The organism is Paenibacillus sp. sptzw28 (assembly GCF_019550795.1).
Lineage (GTDB): Bacteria > Bacillota > Bacilli > Paenibacillales > Paenibacillaceae > Paenibacillus_Z.
On the sequence record NZ_CP080545.1, the window covers coordinates 4,465,949 to 4,487,552 of the forward strand.

A 21,604-nucleotide genomic window follows, 5' to 3' on the forward strand; every position below is an offset into this window, starting at 1 on the left:
CTGCGGCCGTTATTGGCAGCCGGTGCATATTTTCATTATCAGTCATTGAATGCGGTTTCAAAATAACCAGACTAAAGGATCGCTCCCCCTGAATTTAAGAACTTGGGGGACGCTCACCTTAAGGCACTGGCCCGGTTCGCATTCGGGTTAGCATTATCCTCTTCCGGAGTATGGAGGCGGTGAAGCGGGATCGTGAATCCGACCGTCGTTCCGAGGGAGGGCTCACTTTCGAGCCGGAAGCCGGCGCTCTCGTGGTAGAACAGCTCCAGCCTCCGGTATACATTCCGGATTCCGACGTGACCCTGCATCTCCCGGTCGGATCTTACCGCTTCAATCAAGCCGCGAAGCTGTTCCACTTCCATTCCGATCCCGTTGTCGACTACAGTAACCGACAGTTTCCGGTCAACTATGTTCGCTTTGATTCGGATAAGTCCGTTTGCCTGGATCGATTGAAGACCATGCTTGCAGGCATTCTCAACAAGCGGTTGTATGCTCATTTTGGGAATCCGGCAGCCGGAAGCTTCCGGATCAAGCTCGATTGTATAATCAAACCTGTCGCCGAACCGGAATTTCTCGATTTGCAAATACATTTCCGTAAAATGCAGCTCTTCCTGGACCGGGACGAGGTCATCAGACCAGCTCATCAGCCGGCGCAGAAGAAGCGACAGGTTCTGGATCATGCCCATCGCATCTGTGTAACCTTTTTTGGCGCACACGACAAGCAGCGCATTAAGCGTATTAAAGAGGAAATGCGGATTCATTTGGCTCTGGAGCATATTCATCTCCGCGCGAATCCTCTCCAGCTCGAGGTTCTTTTGCCGGATTTCCAGTTTGTATACGTCATTAAACAATGCGTTGATTTTCCCGGTCATCAAGTTGAATGTGCGGATCAAGCCGCCGATTTCGTCCCGGCCTTCCTGCAGCTCGATCAGATCGAATTTCTCGTTGCGTACTTTCTCCATGTGCCTCGACAGCTTTTTCACCCGATAATGGTAAGAGCGGAGGATAACGAAGATTAATAGTGAAGGAAGGACGGTACTGATAGCGGCAAGAAGCAGTATGGAGCGTTTGGCATCGCTGATCATACTGTCGATCCGCCGGGTATCCGCCATTCCCACCAGCTTCCAGCCTTTAATATAATTCTCGTTCCCGATCGTCTTTTCCAATACGGTTCCCGGCGCTGAAGCGGGCGGAATATAGGCGGATATCGGCGCATTCTGTTCCTGCATACCGTCGCCTGAGGCTACAAGACGGTTCTGGCTGTCGACCAGCAGAAGCTGCAGGCTGCCGATTTCCCGGTTCAGAATCCCGTATATCTTATTAACGTTGAGGTCGATCCGCAGCACTTTGCGGTATGTGTCAAGTCCCGGAAAACCGTCCAGTTCGCTGACTACGCTTATCCGTTTACCGGGGGCGATTCCGCTATTGTCAAAATAAGCCACAGTGGTCATGCCGCCGCGGAGCTGCTCATGCCTGTTAAGCCATGGAGAATTCCGGACATTCCGGTCAATGACGAAATAGCTTCCGCCGCTTTCGATCGTCGGGTTATCGGTGTAAACTCCGACTTCCAGTATATTAGGATAGGCCGACATATAACGTTTCAGCTTGCTGCGCAGAAAGCTGTCGTACGTCTCGTAGAACGATACCGGACTCTCGTAGGTACGGTCGATCGCCTCATACAGCGACTGATCCCCTGCGATCGCGTGGCTCACGGCAACACTTTCATCCACCATGCTTTGCAGCTCCACAGATGCCCGCTCGATCGATTTGCGCAGGTTATCTTCCTCACGGATACGGATATTGGCCGAATTTTGTATGAAGAAGAAAATATTGATCGACATAATCGGAATCAATACACAAAGGATGTAAATTAATAGGAACTTGTATGTGAGGGGAATGTCGTTCACTTTATGGAACAGAAACCGGTTTCTCCGCATAGATCTCTCCCTTGCTGTGAGGACAAGTAGGCATCCGCCCTAGTTCCAGTCTTACACGGGAAAGTTGGGGCGGCAATGAGACAAATCTATGATTTATTGGATTAATATACGCTGCGCATCAGCCGCTTTTCACCTTTTCAATAAAGGCAAGCAGAGGCTTCGACATCCATTTCCTGGGATGGATGAACATTTGAAGATTGAGCCGGATTCCGGGATGCGTGAAAGGCAGGGCGGCAAGCTCCCCCCGGCTTATCTCTTGGTCCGCCACGATACGGGGAAGAAGGGCAATACCGGTCCCGGACATGACGCACCTTTTAACCGCTTCAGGATTTCCCAATTCGAAACCGATGCGGCATGGAATCTGGTTTTCCTTCAGCACTTTCTCGAGCATGATCCGGTAGTTGCAGCTGTCCTCGGGCATAATCCACTCCGCCTCGCCAAGTTCACCAATCTCCACTTTATCCATCAGCGTTAACGGGTGGCCCGGATGGGCTATAACAATCAGAGGCTCTTCTTTGACTGCAACGCATTGCACAAATGGATCGACCGTTTTGCTGTCCAGCAGCAGACCGATATCAAGCTCCCCCTCCTTCACCTTGTTCACGATTACCGATTCACGATCAGTCTGAAGCCGGATGGTAAGTTCGGGAAATTGCCGGCGGATATATTGAAGAACAGATGGAAGGAAATAAGATCCCAATGAATCGATCGTCCCTATTGAAAGCGTGCCTCCTGCCTGCCCGGCAATCGTTTCTTGCGACTCCTCATACAGCTCGAGCATCCGGCCCGAAATCTTTAATAGTGATTCGCCGGGAGGCGTCAGACGAAGCTGCCGTCCATACCGTTCGAACAATTTCACGCCGTATAGCTTCTCAAGCTTTTGAATTTGCGCGGTAACACTGGACTGTGCATAGCCCAGCTCCTCACCGGCTCGTGTAAAACTGCGACATTCGGCGACCTTGCGGAAGGTCTGAAAATAGGTCAAATCCATATACTCACCACTATCGAAATTATTGATGTTACCTATCATTAAGTATAGATAACACCGATGCGAATAGCCATGATAATGTTATATTGTCAACAAAACATGCGAGGGGTTGTTCCAATGTTGGATGAACATAATGTCAAAGGGATCTTCGTCCCGGTCGTCACTCCTTTCTTGCCGAGTGGTGAGCTTGACCTCATTTCGTTTCAGAACTATGTGGACGGACTGCTGAAGTCTGATATTCAAGGTCTGGTTATTAACGGGACTACCGGGGAATCGCCAACGGTTTCGTGGGAGGAAGTAATACTGCTTGTGGAGGCTGCAAAAGAACGCATGCAAGGCAAGCGCATCCCGATTATAGTAGGCACTGGAACCAACGATACGGCATCAACTTTAAAACGGACCGAACTGGCGGGGAATATCGGGGCGGATGCCGCACTTGTAGTTGTGCCTTATTACAGCCGTCCCTCGCAAGCGGGAATAATCGAGCATTTCCGCATGGCGGCACAGGTGGGATTACCCGTTATCGCTTATGAGGTTCCCGCTCGTACCGGAATTCGGCTCACCGTTAGTACGGCTAGAAACATTCTGGAGTTGGATGGCGTAATCGGACTGAAGGACAGCACCGGCGGACCTGAGCTCTTGACGGAATTGACCCGCCTCGGATCCAAACCGGTGCTGTGCGGCGAAGACGCTAATTTCTATGCTGCGCTGTGCGCGGGTGCATCCGGCGGCATATTGGCATCCGCCAATATTCATACAGATGCCTTCATTGATGTGTTTCAACTTGTCCTTCATGGAAGGGTCCAAGAAGCAAAAATAACGTTCGACCGGCTGTTTCCGTTGATTCAACTGCTATTTCAAGAATCTAACCCGGCGCCGCTCAAATGGCTGCTTTCCCGCCAATCCGTCATAACATCCGATACCGTCCGCCTCCCTATGACTTCAATTACCCGTGAGCTTCAGTCGGAGCTGGAACAGGCGATCGCGGCAATGACTGCTTGACAATAAAAATAAACCAATAGCTTAAGCCGTGGATTCACGGAAAGCTATTGGTTTTATTTCTGTCGCCTAAAAATCACCTATCCCATACCAAGCAGATCGCGAATGTCCTGCTCAGTTAATGCCGCACCGGACGCCATATCCGGCTGAATAACCTGGTCGATCAAATCCTTCTTGCGCTGCTGCAGCTCAAGCATTTTCTCCTCGACCGTTCCCTTCGCGACAAGACGGTGCACCTGCACCACTTTCTTCTGCCCGATCCGGTGCGCGCGGTCCGCAGCCTGCTGCTCTACGGCGGGATTCCACCACAAGTCGTATAAAATAACCGTATCCGCACCCGTCAAGTTGAGTCCCGTCCCCCCGGCCTTAAGCGAAATCAGGAAAAGCTGATGCTCTCCCTCGTTGAACCGGCGGCTCATATCCATCCGCTCGGCGGAAGGGGTGCTTCCATCAAGATAGAAAGCGCTGATGCCGCTCCGGCTCAGCTCCCTGCGTATTACCGCCAGCATACCCGTGAACTGGGAGAAAATGAGCATTCTTCTGCCGCTGCCAAGTGCTTCCTGGGCCAGCTCCATCAGCTGCTCCAGCTTCCCGGACGAGCCTTCGTAATTCTCCACAAACAAAGACGGATGACAGCACAGCTGCCGCAATCTCGTAATACCCGCCAGTATTTTGATCCGGCTTTTCTGGAAGCCTTCCTTTTCCAATTCCCGGAGCGTATCCTTCTGCAGCCTCTCCAGATACGCGGCATACAGCTTTTTCTGCTCCGTCTGCAGCTCGGAACGATGTACCGTCTCAATTTTATCGGGAAGCTCCTTCAGCACGTCCGCCTTCAGCCTGCGCAGAATAAACGGGCGCACCAGCCGCGCGACCTTATCGCCCGGCATATCGCGGAACGTTTTCTTATCCGCGAATAATCCGGGGAACACCGCATCAAAAATCGACCACAGCTCCTCCATCGAGTTCTCGACCGGCGTCCCCGTCAAGGCAAACCGGCGCTCCGCGTTAATCTTCTTCACCGCCAACGCAGTCTGCGTCATGTGATTTTTAATAAACTGCGCCTCATCTAAAATTAACGTATGGAATACCTGAGACTGGTACCATTCCGCATCCCGCCTGAGGAGCGGATAAGAGGTAATAATAACATCCGCCTCGCCTGCTTCCGACGGGCTATCGGCAAGTCCATTCCACGTCCCTTCATCGGGAAGAAGCCTGCTGAGACTCTCCAGCCGCTCGAACCGGTCCTTCCGCTCCCCGGCGGCCACCACCACCTTCAATTCAGGCGCGAACCTGTGGAATTCATTCTCCCAGTTGTATAGAAGCGAAGCGGGACAGACAACAAGCGCCACCCTGTTCCTGCCCGCGAGCTTCTCCGCCGCCCTCTCGGTCTCCGCCCCTTCGCCGCTCTTCTCCGATAGAATGAAAGCAATGCTCTGCAGCGTTTTTCCAAGTCCCATATCATCAGCCAGAATGCCGCCGAACCGGTAATGCGCGAGCATCTTCATCCATTGATAACCATATGCCTGATAATCGCGCAGCACGGAAGCAAGTTGTTGCGGAACAGGAAACTCCAGGTTATCCGGGTTTCTCATATTATCCAGAAGCTGCCGTAGCGACCGTCCCATCTTCAAGCGGCCGAGGGGCCCGGCGTTCTCATCAAGCATCTGAAAGCCCCGGTATAGCGGCAGCTTTACCGCACCGTCCTTAACCTCCGAATGGCGGATATCAAGCTGCTGGAACATTCCTTGCATGCCGCGCAGCGCCTCTCCCTCAAGGTCGACGAAGGCTCCGCCCGGCAGTCTGTAGAATCTCTTCTTCTCCATGATTGCCAGAAGCAGGCTGCGAATTTCTTTCTTATCGATGCCCGCTATATCGAATTTGATCTCCAGCCAGTTCATATCCGAATCCATGTCGGCAGATATCTTCGGCGCGGCATTCGCAGGCCCCGCAAGGGCCTTTACCGAAGAAGTTACATAAACCTCAGCCAGCCGCTCCAATTCGGGCAGCGTATGGAATAAGAAATCAAAGATCGCTTCCTCGTGCTCCACAAACAAGCCGTCCCCGCCGTATACGCTGCCGCCCTGTTCGAGCAGCTTCAAAATCCGCTGTTCCTTGTCCTGCTCGCGAACCAATACGACAGTGGAACGTTCTTCCTCTCCGAGCGATGGTATGTACGGATTGACGACGAATGTATCATACACGAACTCCACTTTAAGGAGCAGCTTATTGCCTGGTTCATCCCAATCGGCGTACACTTTGGCTTTAAGCTTGGACTGTACGATACGGTTCCGGATTGTCGGCGCGACGCGAACTCTTCCCATGCCCGTCAGCCCGGGCATGACCTGTTCCATGAACGGCGCCAGACGGCCCGCGGCAATGACCGGCCGCTGCTCCGGCATGGAAGCCAGCAGCTCCTTTAACCGCGCAAGCTTGTCCAGGTGCACGCGTTCCACCTTGTATACGATTCCGTCATGAACGGCGCAGCCGTAGGTTTCCATGATTTTAAGGTCGCTCAGCCCCTGCACCTCGAGCTGATATGTATCTCCCATATGCTCATGAAGCTGAAACATGACAGGCAGTTCGCCTTCTTCCAGTCCAAGCGGAGCCTGCCGCCCTTGTACGCTCATAACGGCGCCGGCTTTCAGCAATACCGGATACAGCAGCTCCCAGGTCATTGGCGTTACCTGGATATATCGTTCCCGGGCAGCAGAGGTCTTCTTGCCAAAGAGGGAGGTTCCAGCCATTTCCCGGTATTCCCGTTCGTGGCGGGCGGCATGGATCAGCAAATCGATAACCGCCCGATCCATCGTATTGAAACAATGAATCAACGGATCATAGGTAAAGTGCCTCGATATGGCAACGGCGTCTCCACGTTCGATCGACTCCAGCAGCTGAGCGATTTGCGAAACAACGAATGTGCGTTTATCTCCAAGCCGCATCTCCAGCCTGATACCGGGACGTTCTGCAAACGAACCCGTTACGAATTCGCAAATATATTCCGCTTTTAATTCTTTCCTTTCCTTACTGCTTTCTCTTGATCCGGACACTCCGGAAAGCATTCCCCCGGCGAACCCGCCGAACAATGACAGCATCCGTTCCCCTAACTGCAGATCTTGCGGGGAAATACCTGAACCGATCGGCTGCTTCCGCATAATCTGACCCTGAAGCTCCAAATGGCGGACATGCATCAGGACAGCCGCCACATGCTTGCAGTAAGAGGAATAGAAAGTTCCGAAAGCAGGACAATCGCATTCGGCTTCAAGGCCGCCTGCGGAATCGATTTCAACCCGTACCTCGCAAGGACGCCCGCCGCTTTGAACAACCGCGCGGTATCCGTATTTTCCCTCATCGTATGTGATACGGGTCACTTTACGATCCCGGTAATACTCTTGTCCCCGCTTGTATGATACAGCACCGCACAGCTGTTCAATGTCCTGCAATGTCAAAGGAAAATTATTCACTTGCAATCAAAACCTTTCCGCATCCTGAAGTCCACGTCACCATCATTATATATCATCATAGCAAAAATCCCGAACCCGACAGGAATGGGATTTTTTAATCCGATTGAAACCACCATACAAAGCAAAAAAATGATAGAATATTTCTGGATAAACAGAAAGGCGGGGAATATACGATGCATACATTCACTATCGAGCCCAGCGGATATAATGCCTTCGAGCACGAAACGGCACTAATTGAAAAATGCAAGGAATGGAATCTGCTCTCGGAGAAAGCGTCCAAAGCGAAAGCGTTCTTCTACAGGGGAAACGGTAAGAATCTCGCCTGCAGCATTATTGGATACGTCGATGATATGACCGCGGTCATTCAGTTCGAAAACAGTCAAAAGCACTGCATCCATCCGTCTTATTTGAGAGAGATGCAGGCCGCGAGCTACGGACAGAAGCTTCCTGCGGCAGTAGAAGAATTGCCGGAAACGGAGGGAGCCCAGGAGCTGACGGAAGTTGTAGAGCCCGAGGAAGCCGCCCAGCCGAAGGCGCCGCAGGAACAAGCTCCGGTGCTGGAGGAAGCGAAGATTGCAGCGCCTAAAGTCGAACAACCGGCGAAAGAGAAAGCAAAAAAAGGAAAGCTTCAGCTTCCTGAAGAGAAGGTGAAAATGACCGCTATCGTAAAAGAGTTTACGACGGTGCCGAATCATTTCTCCGATACGGATGATGAAGTGGTTATTTATGAAGCGGTATTCATTACAGAGCCGGAAACCGAAATCGGAACAGCCTGGTCCAGTCATAGCGCGACGCTTAAAAAAATGGAGCTGGAGATCGGGAACAAGATTGCATTCGAAGCCAAGATTGCGGCAAAGAAGCTTACCAAGCATCCGGTGCCGTACAAAATCAATAACCCTGCAAAAATACGCAAGGAAGAATCATGAAAAAGCAAAGAAAATGGGCTGCCCACTTATTCATGGTGGACAGCCCTCCTCTTTATCAGATATTCACAGTCTCTTGATAGTACCTGCAGCATGGTGCGGTTGGGACGTCCGATGTATGTCAGTTGGCTTCCGACAGGTCGGGAAACGGAATGGCATCCGTTCGTTCCGAAAACATATTCCGGTAAATTTCCTTAAGCGAGCGTACACGGCCTTCTCTATCCTTATACACGACATGCTGCGTATCGAAGCGGGCAGGCGAATCGATACCCGCGGCTGCCGCAAGCGTAAACAGGCCTTCGCGCATGATAGTTACGTAGTTCAGAACACGATAATGCTTCTCCTCAACGACCAGCGCTTTTTGGAACTTCGGATCCGTAGTGGCCACCCCTACCGGACAGTGATTGGTATGACAGCGCTGAGCGCCGATGCAGCCTATCGCAATCATGAAACCTCTGGCGATATTGACGAGATCCGCCCCCATGGCAAGCGCCACGGCAACCCGGTCCGGGGTAAACAGCTTCCCGGAAGCAATGATTTTCACCCGCTGCCTGACACCGTATTTAATCAAGGTCTGATTCAAAATCATCAAAGCCGACTTTACCGGTAATCCAACGCTGTCGGCAAGCTCCTGATAGGTTGCACCCGTTCCGCCTTCGCCTCCGTCGACAGTGATAAAGTCCGGTCCTTTCCCCGTCCGTTTCATCGCTTCTGCCAGTTCATCGACCGAATCTTCCCCGCCGACGACGATTTTCACTCCAACCGGCTTCCCGGTTACCTCGCGCATCCTTTCGATAAAATCGATCATCCCGTAGGCATCGGAGAACTGATCGAAACGATTGGGACTGTCGATTGTTTTAAACGGCTCCACGCCACGGATGAGAGCAATTTCCTCACTGACCTTACTGCCGTCAAGATGCCCGCCCCGCGCTTTGGCTCCTTGAGCGAGCTTTAATTCAAACGCGCGGATCTGGGGGATTTCGCTTTTCTTTCTCAGCTCTTCCCAGGAAAATTGGCCATCCTTTGTCCGGACGCCGAACAGCCCGGGGCCGATCTGCATAATGATATCCACCCCGCCTTTGAGATGGAACGGAGACAAGCCGCCTTCCCCTGTGTTCATCCACGTCCCCCCGGCCATCCCGAGACCTTGGGACAAAGCGGTGATCGCATTCTCGCCGAGTGCGCCGTAGCTCATTGCGGACATGCCGATCTGTCCCTTGACGGCGAAGGGAATTCTGCAGTCCGGTCCGATCACGATCGCATCCCTGTCATCGAGCAGCCAGGGCTTGATACTGTCGTCCATGAATTTTTCCTTGCGCGAAAACAGATTTTCTTCCTCGAGCAAATATTTTTTGGTGGCTACATTCAAACTGTTATCCACCAACATATCTCCGCGTTGTTTCGGAAACATTGCATTTTTAATGAAATAACCCGGCTCCTCGAAGTCGCGTTTGGAACCGTACGATATGATGTTCTTTAAATATTTTGCGGGGAGCACGATGTTTAAAAAGTCCGTACGCGAAAAGGGCTTCCCGTCACGATCACCGTCAAACAAGTATTGTCGCATTTCCGGTCCTATCATTTCGAAGAAATAGCGGACTTTGCCGAGAATCGGGTAATTTCGCAAAATGGAATGCTGCTCTTGCTTCGAGTCGAAGCGATAAATATAGATAAGGAATACGGTCGGAACGATCACAACAAGAAGCAGTAACACGATTGCCGTTATAATCAGCACATGCTCAAAAAGGTTCATATCCATCACTCTCCCTGGGTTGGCCTAGCTGCATAATACGGTTGCAAGTGAACGTGAAACCTATATACTCATTGTACCAAACTAAGCTTGCAGGGGCGCGCGTGCGCAAGCCGAATTTATGTACCATTCGGCTCAATTTTAAGAATATTCTGTGAACAGCACACAAAAAAAGAGCCTCCGTCATTTGGAGGCACTTGCTTGTAGTCGCGACTTCATATTTGGACATGATTTGCTGTGAACAGCAGTTTCTGAATATAGAAACCGAGCACCGCTTGCAGTTACTTTGCCTGAATATAGCCTTCCGCTTTAAGCAGCTCGGCAATCAGAACAGCACCGCCTGCCGCTCCGCGCAATGTATTATGCGATAGTCCAACAAATTTATAATCGTATAGTGAATCCTCGCGCAATCTGCCGACCGAAACTCCCATGCCGCGCTCGATCTCACGGTCAAGTTTAGTCTGTGGTCTGTTCTCTTCTTCAAAATACGTTATGAACTGCTTTGGCGCGCTTGGCAGCCCAAGCTCCTGCGGTCGTCCTTTAAACTGCAGCCAGCGGCCGAGAATCTCTTCCTTCGACGGTTTATTCTCGAATGATACAAATACCGTGGCCAAATGCCCATCCGTTACTGGAACGCGAATACACTGCGTTGTTATTAAAGGTGAGCTTGCTTTTATAATTTCACCGCCCACAATGCTGCCCCATATGCGCAGCGGCTCCTGCTCGCTTTTCTCTTCCTCGCCGCCAATATAAGGGATTACATTATCCAACATATCAGGCCAATCGGTAAAGTTCTTGCCGGCTCCGGAAATCGCCTGATACGTCGATGCAACCACTGTCCTCGGTTTGTAATCCGCCAGTGCGTGAAGTGCCGGCACATAGCTCTGAATGGAGCAGTTGGGCTTAACGGCAATGAATCCGCTCGACGTACCGAGCCGTTTTCTCTGCGCGGCGATCACTTCAAGATGCCCCGGATTAATTTCCGGAATGACCATAGGGACGTCAGGCGTCCAGCGGTGAGCCGAATTGTTGGAAACGACGGGTGTGCCCGTTTTGGCGTATGCCTCTTCCAACGCTTGAATTTCGTTCTTCTTCATATCCACTGCGCAGAAAACGAAATCAACCTGCGCGGCGACCTCTTCCACTTTCGAAGCATCCTGAACGATGATATTTTTTACCGCTTCCGGAATGGGCCCGGCCAGCTTCCATCTGCTTTGCACGGCTTCTTCATAAGTTTTGCCCGCCGAACCGCTGCTAGCGGCAATTCCCGTTACTTCAAACCAGGGATGCTGATCCAGCAGCTGAACAAACCGCTGACCAACCATTCCTGTTCCTCCGACAATACCAACTTTCAATTTCCCTGTCATAAGATAGTCAATCCTTTCAAAATAGTATAACTAACGAGTTCAATTATTCTTCTTAAATAACTATTCAAACGGTCTGATTTGGTGTCCCGTCTGTTACATATTGTTATGTTCCCAGCAACAAAAAAAATCCCACCCCCAAGACTTGGTCTCAGGGACGAGATTTGTATACTCGTGGTACCACCCCAGATTCGCTAATATGTCGCCATACCAGCCTCTTCAAGTACTGCATTTACAATAAGTAATGCTTATACTCTAGCTCTGTAACAGGAGCTCCTGGCACACCATCCCGCCTTTATGGGGTTCCGGCGCGCTGCTCTGAGGCTTTTTTCAATAAACAACTCTTTGCTCCTTTTCAGCTGACGGAGCTCTCTGTGAAAGAATCCATTTATTTACTCTTCTCTTCATCGCATTTGAATCTTGCGATAATATTATCAAATAACCAATGTGAGGTAAACATATTTTTTAAAATTCGATGACATCTACATACTTGTAAAATTTACCTTCCTTAATTCGGGTTAAGGCTCCTTCTCGTTCCTCGCCTGGCGCGGCTATTCATATTTAGACATGATTTCCGCGAACAGCCGCTTCATATAACCTACCAGCTCCGGAGGATGCTTGACTGTTGCCTCATTGCCGAGTCCGATGAAAAATCTCGCATAAAAGGCGAGATCGCTCTGAGGAATCGGACCTTCCAACCAACCGGTACCATCTTCCCGGATATGCAAATGGGAGCTCAGCCATAATACAGCCTCGTACATTTGCACGCCACTCCGGCTAAGTTCCACATAAAGCTGAACCGACTCCTTCTCCTTTTGGAAAACCGATTCCTTATTTCCAAGATGAACATGCCGCAGATCTATAGGCTCCGTGTCAGCATCGTATTCCGCCGAATGAATCCGATCGCAGCGGAATACGCGAAAATCTTTACGCAGAAAGCAATAAGCCGGACAAAACCATAAGCCGTTATTTGCATAAATTCCGATCGGTTGTATTTTTCGTCCCGCTGTATCTCCCCGCGACTCGTGCTCGATAAGCAGCACCTTTTGATGAATGGCTGCTTCGAGCAGGATCGATAAAAAAGGGGATTCCTGCTGCCTCGTCGGCGTCACGAAGTCCACCCGATTTTTCATTTGATCAATACGGTCGCGAACGTCCCCGGACATGTGCAAATAAAATTTGTCCAATGCGGAAGCAGATTCTGATTCAAATGGCAGAGAAGAATAATGACGGAGCGCATATACCGCGAAAAACATGGCGACAGCCTCTTCCTCCGAAAATGCGATAGGCGGCAATATTCTTTCTCTTAATACCTGATAGCCGCCGTGCGGACCTACCTCCGAATAGAGCGGAACCCCAAGCTCGCTTAACTCCTGCAGATCTCTTAACATCGTTCTCGTGGACACGCCAAATTCCAGGGCAAGCTCTTTAACCGTAAATTTACGTTTTCGATTGACCGTCATCATCAGTTCCAACAATCGTTTCGATTTAGACATTAGTAGTCGGCTCCAATTTTTATTTAAAGTTCATGACAATTATTGTCACTATTATCCGCTACAATTGGGTCAAGATCAAATACAAAAGAAAATGGTGAAGAAGATGAGTAAAATTATTGCGGTATTTTTTCTTATCATGTTTGTTATCGGTACGGATACGTTTCTGATCTCTCCACTTATTCCGACACTGCAGAGCCTGTTCGATGTCCCTACCGAAACGGCGGGATGGATGATCGGAGCCTATACCTTGGGCTCGGCGGTATTTGCGCTGATAGCGGGGCCTTTGTCGGATGGATGGGATCGAAAAAAAGTGCTGCTAACCGGCCTTACCTGCTTCGCAGTTTCAACATGCTTATGCGGTTTCGCCGCCGACTTCTGGACCATGTGCCTGTTCCGTTTCATGGCGGGAGTCAGCGCGGCGTTTACAGCTCCGCAAGTGTGGGCATCGATTCCAACTCTGTTTCCGCCGGCCAAAATCAGCAAAGTTTTGGGAATCGCCTATGCAGGTCTCGCTGTCTCTCAAGCGCTCGGCGTGCCGATCGGAAGTCTTCTGGCAGCCGACAATTGGTCTCATCCATTCTGGGCGATCGGCATATTCTCACTGCTGCTGGCCGTCGCAGCCTATTTCGTCGTACCCGGCATGAAACCGCAAGTGCAGCAAGGGGCTAAGCCATCCATACCAAGAAGATACATTCCACTGCTCACAAGCGGCAAAGCGAGAGGCACCTTCCTCGCCTATTTTTTTGTACACCTCGGAAGCAGCGCCGCCTTTGCTTTTCTCGGAAAATGGATGACGGACCGCTTTAACCTTTCGATAGACGAGGCTGGATATGTGATCATATTCTTGGGGCTTGGCAATTTGCTCGGCAGCCTATGCAGCCCTTATGTGTTAAAAGCATTAAATCAGTTTCAGACTATGACAGCAGGGATGCTCATCGTTGCTGCGGCATATATCGTACTGCCTCATGTGTCGTCCGTTTATATAGTCAAAGGCGTTTATTTTCTCATATTCGCTATCCTCGGTGTCTTGTTCCCGCTTATGGTGGGGCTGCTGAACAGTTTAAATCCGACCATCCGCGGCACCATTTCAAGTCTGGCCACATCAACCATGAATGCGGCGACAACGTTCGGAGCCTGGACGGCGGGAATGCTTTATGCGGTGTTTAGCGGCTATTCTGCTGTAGGTATTTTTACGGCGATTTGCCTGGCATGCTCGCTGCTCGTATTTATCACAAGCGGAGTTCTGTCCACTCAAGCGGAAAAAGCAGTACCGAAAACCGAACCCGCAGCTTAACGCCTTACTTTTAACGGAGATAACTCATATCGCTCATGATGTCTTCATAAATAAATATGAGATAAACTCAGTGTAGACGGGGGGAACAACTTTGGCCGGCGTGTTTCGGGTTGAGGGAAATCAACTGATCCGGCGATATGATGCGGAACAGCTGTGGATCGAGCCTTGGGGAGCTAATAGTCTGCGTGTACGCGCAACAGAGCTTGATGAAATGCAGGAGGAAGACTGGGCACTGCTGCCACATGAAGCAAGCAATGTTCATATTTCAGTTGTAGGACAAACAGCTTCCATTCAAAATGGGAATATTCGTGCTGAAATTTCTGCCGGAGGAAGGCTCACTTTTTTAAATAGAGCGGGTAAAATTCTATTGCAGGAATATGTTCGCAATCGGACGGAATTTCAGGAGTATAAAAGCGCACTTAACATCGAGGGACGCGAATTCAAGCCAATTCTCGGCGGCGACTATAGTCTGACGGTCCGTTTCGAGTCAGATCCGGAAGAAAAAATATTCGGTATGGGACAGTATCAGCAGCCGTATCTGGATCTAAAAAACTGTACGCTGGAGCTGGCACAGCGAAACTCGCAGGCCAGCGTGCCCTTTGCCCTGTCCAGCTTGGGGTATGGCTTTCTCTGGAACAATCCGGCTGTCGGCCAAGTGACCTTCGGGAAAAACGTAACAGAATGGGCGGTCGGTTACACGAAGCAGCTGGATTACTGGATTACCGCCGGGGATACGCCTGCTCAGATCGAAGAAGCCTATGCCCGGGTGACCGGAACGGTACCGATGATGCCCGCTTACGTCATGGGGTTATGGCAAAGCAAGATGCGGTATCAGACACAGCAAGAGCTGCTTACGGTTGCCAGGGAATACAAGCGTTTAGGCATTCCGATTTCCGTCATTGTGGCTGATTTCTTCCATTGGACCAAGATGGGAGAGTGGAGGTTCGATCCTGTTTACTGGCCGGACCCAGCCGCCATGGTCAGAGAGCTTAAGGAAATGGGGACCGAGCTTATGGTATCCATTTGGCCAACGGTTGACAAGAAAAGCGAGAATTACCCGGAGATGCTGCAAAAGGGTTTTCTGGTTCGTACAGAGCGAGGCGTTCGGGTAACGATGGAATTTGTTACCGACACCGTTTTTTATGATACAACCAATCCCGGAGCGCGGAACTATGTCTGGGAGAAAGTCAAGAAGAACTACTATGATATTGGGATTCGGGTTCTATGGCTGGATGAAGCCGAACCGGAATATTCCGTATACGACTTTGACAACTATAGGTACTTTGCGGGGCCGGTTGTGCAGATCGGCAATATATACCCTGTTATGTACGCTAAAGGGTTCTATGAGGGCATGACCGAAGCCGGACAGAAGGATATCATCAACCTTATTCGCTGCGCTTGGGCAGGCAGTCAGCGATATGGCGCGCTTGTCTGGTCCGGCGATATCGATTCGAGCTTCAAATCGATGCGGATCCAGCTCAGGGCCGGGCTTAACATGGGTCTGGCGGGCATACCTTGGTGGACTACAGATATCGGCGGGTTCCACGGCGGCAATCCGAACGATCCCTCCTTTCGCGAGCTGATGATCCGATGGTTCGAATATGCGACCTTTTGTCCCATTTTGCGTATGCATGGCGCTCGGGAGCCGCATATCCCGCCTTTGGGGACTAGCGGAGGAGGCTTGATGGAAAGCGGCGCCCCGAATGAAGTATGGAGCTATGGCGAAGAAGCTTTTGAGATTTTCAAGAAATATATCTTCATTCGCCAGCGGCTTCGCCCTTACATCACCGGGCTGATGAAGGCCGCTCATGAGAAGGGAACTCCTCCGATGCGGCCGCTGTTCTATGATTTCCCGCACGATCGCGAAGCCTGGAACATAGAAGATGAATTCATGTTTGGTCCTGATCTTCTCGTTGCCCCCGTGCTTTATGAAGGAGCAAGAGCAAGAAGGGTTTATTTGCCTAAAGACTCGTCATGGACAGAGATAAGGACGGGAAACATTCACCATGGCGGTACGTGGATCTCGAGTGATGCGCCAATTGATGATATACCATTATTTTTGAGGGATGGCGCTTATTTGCCTATTAGGGCGGTTAATTCAAATTCATAATATATTTATTTAAGAAGGCGTTGCGGAACTTTCCTTGGGGATCACAATCAAGGAGAAGTTGCCGAAAGTCGGGAAGTTTCTCGTAGAGCGATTGCAGCCGGGCGGGCGGCATGGTGAACAGCTTGCCCCAGTGCGGGCGGGCATGGAAGGGTGCAAGCTGCTTTTCGATAATCGGCAGCACTTGCTTAACTGCCCCCCAATCCGCTTTCCAAGTAAAGTGGATAGCAACTGACTCCCGATTGTAGCAAGGGCTCATCCATAAAGTGTCTGCTGCAATCGTGCGCACCTCGGAGATATGAAGAAGCGGCGATATATACTCCCGCAGGCGGTCAATCGCACACAAAGCGTCATATGCATCCTGGCGCGGCACGAAATACTCGCTTTGCAGTTCTTCTCCCGCGCTTGGGGTGAAATCCATGCGAAAGTGCGGCAGCCGTTCGTACCACGGCCCCGGAATGCCCATCTGTTCGTTGCAATTCTCCGATGTGAGGCCCGGCACCGGGTGCCGGTGTGCAGTTGAGAGTGCGGCGCCGAAAAATTCAGGTTCCGCATGACCGGGGGCTTGATCCGTTATTCTCCGCTTCACCCAAACCTGATTGAACGCCGCATTCTTCCAATCCGAAAACAGACTGACACTGTAGGCACTGGAAAAGATATCGTCAAACCGGTCTTTAAGATTCGCCAAGGGCAAGTTTTCGTATACATACTGACTCATCTGAAACACCGGGACCACATCCAAAGTGATTTGCGTCACTACACCCAGTCCGCCAAGTCCGACAACCGCTCCTGCAATGAGTCCGTCTTGCTGTTCGTGGGAGAACACGGTCGTCTCTCCATCCGCTTTGACGACCTCGATGGAATGGACCGCTGTAGCAAGATTGCCGTTCCGATCACCGGAGCCATGCGTCGCAGTTGCGCACGCGCCTGCAACGGTAATGTGCGGCAGCGACGCCAAATTGTGCAGCGCGTAGCCGTTGCTGTGAAGAAACAAGCACAGCTCCCCATACCGGATTCCGGCTTCGACCGTTACCTTGTTGAGGGTGCGGTCCAGTGATATCACCCGGTTAAGCTTCTGAAGCGAGAGAAGGCTTCCGGTACAATCCGCGATGCCATTAAACGAGTGGCGCGTGCCAAGCACCTTGATTCGACTGCTGCGAGCCACCAATTCTTTCACTTGACCCACGTCCTCGGGGACATGGAGTTTCGAGGCACTATACCTGTAGTTACCTGCCCAGTTTCGATTAGTTTCCACGTACTCGTACTCCTTCCAGAAGGACTAGTCCGTTATACAAACTTTATTATTAAGTCTACCACTTAATATTCTGCAGGCACATATCAGAAATCAGAGTATAACCCTCTATTCTTGATCCATTCATAAAGTTTGTTAAAAACTTTTCCTGTATCCCCATTCATTTGATATTGTTTATTTTCACTAATAATAATTCCAGATTCACTGATATCGAAGGAATAATTAGTTAAAGCGCCTTCCCTATTTCGATAAAAGATAATCATCAAAATTAGTCTATCGGTGCTCCCTTGATATGTTTTAAGTTCTCGACTATACGACACTGAATCTAGTAAGTTGATCATCTCACTAATATTTGTTTTCTCATTAAAATGCATTGAATAATGATGGATTTCACCTTGAGAATTAATGATAAAATCGATCTTTTCAACTTGATTTGTATGCCTCATAACATTTTGAATCTTTAGTGGGTAAGCAAAGTACCAAATTAGTCCTAAAAGAACGAAAGCAACCATGATGAATATTAGAAGGCGCAATTTCTTCACTAAAAGTATCCCCCGCTCATTTGAACACTTTTTTGCACTTTCATCTCCGTGATTGCGGCAATTATTAATGCCTGCTTCTATGGTAGTTCCAAGGGAGCGCAATTCGAATTTTATTGGCTTAAGAACTACTCACGTGCTTAAGCTGAGAAGAAAGTTACGAGTACTGTAGTAGGCATCTTCCCACCCCATTTTTGCATAGAAACGAAGTCCATCCATTCCTTTAAAATAATAGGCTCCAATTAATCTCTCTTTGAAATCCGGGATCATAATTCCAACTTTGGCTTGATAGTCTTGATAAGCTCGAATTACTTCACGCCCTTCCATGTGTCTATCGAGGATTGCGAGATCGATAAGAAAATCGCCATATGCACAGTTGCCATCAATGATACCGGTTATACTTGTGCCGTCGGACAGGATATTCCATTGGTGAAAATCCCCATGGATAAAGTAGCGGTGGGGTTCATTATAGGGTAAGTAAGCCATTAAACGGCAATAACATTCATCGAACACGTCTTTTTCCAAACAAGTACTTTGAAATAAGTCGTACCAATTCTCCCAGAAGCTCCCTGTCTGATCCTCTGCAAATGATGTAACACAATAGTCCTTCCACGTTTGAAATGCTCCGTCACCTTTAGGCCCGATCCACCCATACCCGCTGGTTGGCCCGAGATCCACATGGTTTAGATGTGTCAATATCCTTATAAGCTCTGGAAGTTGGCGGGTTTGCTGCTCAGCTGGGAAGTCCGCTAGATTACGGCCATCAATCCGTTCCATTATGGAATATGCTATATGTCCGGCTTTCCCTTGTCCAATGCATTTGGGAAACGGAATACCCTGGCTGGAGAGCAGGTCCGAAATATAGTGTTCTGTTTGATACGCTCCCTCCATGTCACTGAATTTAATGACGTAACCTTTTCCTTCATGGCTGAAGGAGAAAACACTGCTCAAGTTACCGCCAGCCATTGGCGTTATTTCGGCTACTTTAGAACCTAGATGAGCCCTCAGTACACCCTCAACCTCGCTTATATCTAAGCTTGGTTTTTCATATGCAGTCATCGCTTACACCCCCTCATTCGTACAAAACCTTTATGATCTGCTCTATACTGCCGATACGTACTTTTCCGAGTTTGACTTTCTAATTTGAGGAAGCGAAGCAAATAAATCTTACTTCACTGCCGTTAAACATGTATCCGTCGTCTAATTGGCATTGTAAGCTCTAACAGTCCTCAAGCGGCTGGAACAAGAACGGTGCTCCGTTCACATAAGCTCTCAAAATCGCTTGCGCGTAGGGCTGCTCTTCAATTAAGCCTTCAGTCTCAAGCGGATTCTCCGCATGGAAGCTGTATGCCTCGATGATTGCCATGATGAAGAAGCACTCCAGCTTCGGCATGGCTTCGTCATCCAATGGTCTGACCCTCTCGTATCCTTCGATGAAATGAACTCTCTGCGCCGGATGCAGCCCCATGATCGACTGAGCTATGTCGTATAGATGATAGCCGAAGCCACACCTGCCAAAATCGATAGGATACGGCTCGCCATCCCGAAAAACGACGTTGCCATTGTGTAAGTCCGCATGGATCATCCCATAGTTCCGTTTGTGGCTTATTAATGTGCTGAGACGGTCTGCCACTTTAGTTGCGGCCATGGTGTACAATCCGAAGGCTTCATCCGAAATGAAATGCCGGTGATTCAGTCCCAGATGCGCCCAGTCCCTTTGAAAGCTACTGCTTCCCCATGAAGGGCGCACAAAGCCGGCGGATGGGCTAAAATCAACGCTTGCTTCGTGGAGGCTCGCCATCATCGCTCCCATTTTGCGGATGGCCTCCTCTGTGAGTCCTCCTCTATCCAAGCGTTCTCCTTCAATCCATCTTAAAAAAGTCGCATAGAACATTTTCCCGCAGCTTGTCGAAGTTTCCGTGACGAAGGCTCCTTCCCGATTCGGTAATGCTTCTGGCAAGATAAGACCCTTTCTCTTCATCGCTGACAGCCATTCCAGTTCGGAGTTGGTTTCCTCAGGCGGTTTGCCCGCCGGGTGAATGCGCAGCAAAAACTGTTCTCCCTCGCCGGCCACTATACGGAACGTTACATGTTCGGATAATTGAATGAAGTGGATGGAACTCCAGTCTGCCTCATATTCCTGCAGGGCGTTAAGCGCTGCTTCCTTCGCCTGTTTTAGCGTATGGCGCCGATTTATCTCGGAATCTATCTGAAAGCCGCTTTTCATGGCAATCCCCTTTTGTTAATTGTTCTTTCCAACATTGTAACAGGCAAGAGAGCTTTCATCGCGGTAATTTATTTTTTAAACTGTATTTACCTCTGCCGGCAGCCTATGAGCAAAGCTTGGAAGATGGTAAAAAAACAGACGTTCCATCAAGAGGAACGTCTGCCTGCATTATTTTCTGCTTACGCACAATTTAGTACCCGTTTTTTATCCTGTTGTACTCGTCCATTGTTATGGAAAGCACGGTTCCATGCTTGAAACGGTAAGGGAAGCTGAAGCTTTCATCAGATCGGATAAAGCGTCCGCTGTCAATCTCATCGGCTATAAAAGGAACATACCCCTGTCCCTCTCCCTCGACTCCGAAAAAGTCCAGCATCAGGCACCACTTACCATTACTGAGCTTATATGCTGTAGGTGCTTCATAGGCAGTGTGGCCGAGCTTTGCCATTTCCTCATTAAAAGCCTCGATTATTGTGTATTCACCGGTGAGGGTTTCTCCCCTTTGCAGAATAATCCCTTCGGGGTTTGCCTCGCTTTTCAAGAACCGGTAGAACAAGCCGTTGTCTTCGTATATGGCGGAATCAATTACTCCGCTGTCCTCCTTCCTGAACAGGAGCTGCGGTTTCGAGAAGTTTTCAAAATCCTTTGTTCGAGAATAATAGATTGCTTTACGCTCGTAATTATCCGAAACGTGAGGCGATGACCAGTGAATGACGTAGTCTTGTTCCAAATGATCGTAAATCACATCCGGCGCCCAATGACAGCCCAAATCCTCATCGCCTAATTCGATCATTCTCTGCTCCGACCAGTTCACAAGATCATCGGATTCCCACAAGGAAAGGCATCTGCTTCCCTCTCTGACAATGTTCCCCCAGCTTCCCCTATACTTGGAATTAAAAGAGTTGGCAAGGCTCAAGTCGGTGGCAATGATATAAAATTTGCCGTACTTTGTTCGCACGATTGTGTGGTCTCGAACTCCCTTTTCACCTTTTTCACTCCAGAGGACGGGTTGTCCGCCGTTTACCTGTTCCCAATTAAATCCGTCAGTACTGAGCGCAAAATAGATCTGCTCGCCATCAGGGGTTTTCTTTTCTTTAAAATGTACAAACAAATAGGCTTCCATTCGTATAAAATACTCCTCTCAACGTCCGTAGCAGGCATATCCTGATTCCGTTGTTAGACATGCAGGCTCTGATAACCTTATATCATACACGATGCGTGCCGGCAATCTCTTCTTACGGCCTCGGAAGAATCATCAGATGTTCCAACA

Annotated in this window: 15 protein-coding genes and 1 other annotated feature; of the genes, 4 read left to right on the forward strand and 11 right to left on the reverse strand. The window is 49.8% G+C overall.

Annotated features, from left to right (window positions below; genetic code table 11):
* Positions 1 to 113 precede the first annotated feature (113 nt).
* Entirely contained in the window at positions 114 to 1,937 is a 1,824-nt protein-coding gene (locus KZ483_RS20520; RefSeq protein WP_220349409.1) for a sensor histidine kinase, read from the reverse strand.
* 118 nt (positions 1,938 to 2,055) lie between these two features.
* Positions 2,056 to 2,967 (reverse strand): LysR family transcriptional regulator, encoded by a 912-nt coding sequence (locus KZ483_RS20525; protein ID WP_309568600.1) that lies wholly within the window; start codon positions 2,965 to 2,967, stop codon positions 2,056 to 2,058.
* Between the two features lie 75 nt (positions 2,968 to 3,042).
* Between KZ483_RS20525 and dapA the strand changes: the two genes are divergently transcribed.
* Complete coding sequence (gene dapA, locus KZ483_RS20530) at positions 3,043 to 3,927, forward strand: 4-hydroxy-tetrahydrodipicolinate synthase (RefSeq protein ID WP_220349410.1); 885 nt, start codon at positions 3,043 to 3,045, stop codon at positions 3,925 to 3,927.
* 77 nt (positions 3,928 to 4,004) lie between these two features.
* Here dapA and KZ483_RS20535 read toward each other — a convergent pair whose 3' ends face one another.
* On the reverse strand, positions 4,005 to 7,385 hold the full coding sequence (locus KZ483_RS20535) for a DEAD/DEAH box helicase (protein ID WP_220349411.1): 3,381 nt from the start codon (positions 7,383 to 7,385) through the stop codon (positions 4,005 to 4,007).
* Between the two features lie 173 nt (positions 7,386 to 7,558).
* Here KZ483_RS20535 and KZ483_RS20540 point away from each other — a divergent pair, with 173 nt between their 5' ends.
* Complete coding sequence (locus KZ483_RS20540) at positions 7,559 to 8,311, forward strand: hypothetical protein (RefSeq protein ID WP_220349412.1); 753 nt, start codon at positions 7,559 to 7,561, stop codon at positions 8,309 to 8,311.
* Positions 8,312 to 8,429: 118 nt separating this feature from the next.
* Here KZ483_RS20540 and KZ483_RS20545 read toward each other — a convergent pair whose 3' ends face one another.
* The 3 genes from KZ483_RS20545 to KZ483_RS20555 all read right to left on the reverse strand — a co-directional run bounded on the left by KZ483_RS20545 (position 8,430) and on the right by KZ483_RS20555 (position 12,918).
* Positions 8,430 to 10,061 carry an FMN-binding glutamate synthase family protein gene (locus KZ483_RS20545; RefSeq protein WP_220349413.1) on the reverse strand — a complete coding sequence of 544 codons (1,632 nt, stop codon included), beginning with the start codon at positions 10,059 to 10,061 and terminating at the stop codon, positions 8,430 to 8,432.
* A gap of 278 nt (positions 10,062 to 10,339) precedes the next feature.
* On the reverse strand, positions 10,340 to 11,425 hold the full coding sequence (asd, locus tag KZ483_RS20550) for an aspartate-semialdehyde dehydrogenase (protein WP_220349414.1): 1,086 nt from the start codon (positions 11,423 to 11,425) through the stop codon (positions 10,340 to 10,342).
* A 147-nt stretch (positions 11,426 to 11,572) separates the two neighbouring features.
* Positions 11,573 to 11,839 (reverse strand) — a binding site (T-box leader).
* Between the two features lie 134 nt (positions 11,840 to 11,973).
* The gene (locus tag KZ483_RS20555) at positions 11,974 to 12,918 is read right to left on the reverse strand and encodes a helix-turn-helix transcriptional regulator (RefSeq protein WP_220349415.1); all 945 of its coding nucleotides are present in this window, start codon (positions 12,916 to 12,918) and stop codon (positions 11,974 to 11,976) included.
* 103 nt (positions 12,919 to 13,021) lie between these two features.
* On the opposite strand from KZ483_RS20555, the gene KZ483_RS20560 reads away from it, so the two are divergent.
* Together KZ483_RS20560 and KZ483_RS20565 are read left to right on the forward strand one after the other, a co-directional pair.
* Positions 13,022 to 14,212, forward strand: coding sequence for an MFS transporter (locus KZ483_RS20560; protein ID WP_220349416.1), 1,191 nt, complete (start codon positions 13,022 to 13,024; stop codon positions 14,210 to 14,212).
* 100 nt (positions 14,213 to 14,312) lie between these two features.
* Entirely contained in the window at positions 14,313 to 16,322 is a 2,010-nt protein-coding gene (locus KZ483_RS20565; RefSeq protein WP_220353577.1) for a glycoside hydrolase family 31 protein, read from the forward strand.
* On the opposite strand, the gene KZ483_RS20570 is transcribed toward KZ483_RS20565, so the two are convergent.
* The 5 genes from KZ483_RS20570 to KZ483_RS20590 form a co-directional block, all read right to left on the reverse strand.
* Positions 16,306 to 17,574 (reverse strand): FAD-binding protein, encoded by a 1,269-nt coding sequence (locus KZ483_RS20570; protein WP_220349417.1) that lies wholly within the window; start codon positions 17,572 to 17,574, stop codon positions 16,306 to 16,308. The genes KZ483_RS20565 and KZ483_RS20570 overlap by 17 nt on opposite strands.
* 83 nt (positions 17,575 to 17,657) lie before the next feature.
* Positions 17,658 to 18,113, reverse strand: coding sequence for a hypothetical protein (locus tag KZ483_RS20575; RefSeq protein ID WP_220349418.1), 456 nt, complete (start codon positions 18,111 to 18,113; stop codon positions 17,658 to 17,660).
* A gap of 129 nt (positions 18,114 to 18,242) precedes the next feature.
* Complete coding sequence (locus KZ483_RS20580) at positions 18,243 to 19,169, reverse strand: phosphotransferase family protein (RefSeq protein WP_220349419.1); 927 nt, start codon at positions 19,167 to 19,169, stop codon at positions 18,243 to 18,245.
* Between the two features lie 160 nt (positions 19,170 to 19,329).
* On the reverse strand, positions 19,330 to 20,337 hold the full coding sequence (locus tag KZ483_RS20585; protein ID WP_220349420.1) for a phosphotransferase enzyme family protein: 1,008 nt from the start codon (positions 20,335 to 20,337) through the stop codon (positions 19,330 to 19,332).
* A 190-nt stretch (positions 20,338 to 20,527) separates the two neighbouring features.
* Entirely contained in the window at positions 20,528 to 21,457 is a 930-nt protein-coding gene (locus KZ483_RS20590) for a glycoside hydrolase family 43 protein (RefSeq protein ID WP_220349421.1), read from the reverse strand.
* Between the last annotated feature and the right edge of the window lie 147 nt (positions 21,458 to 21,604).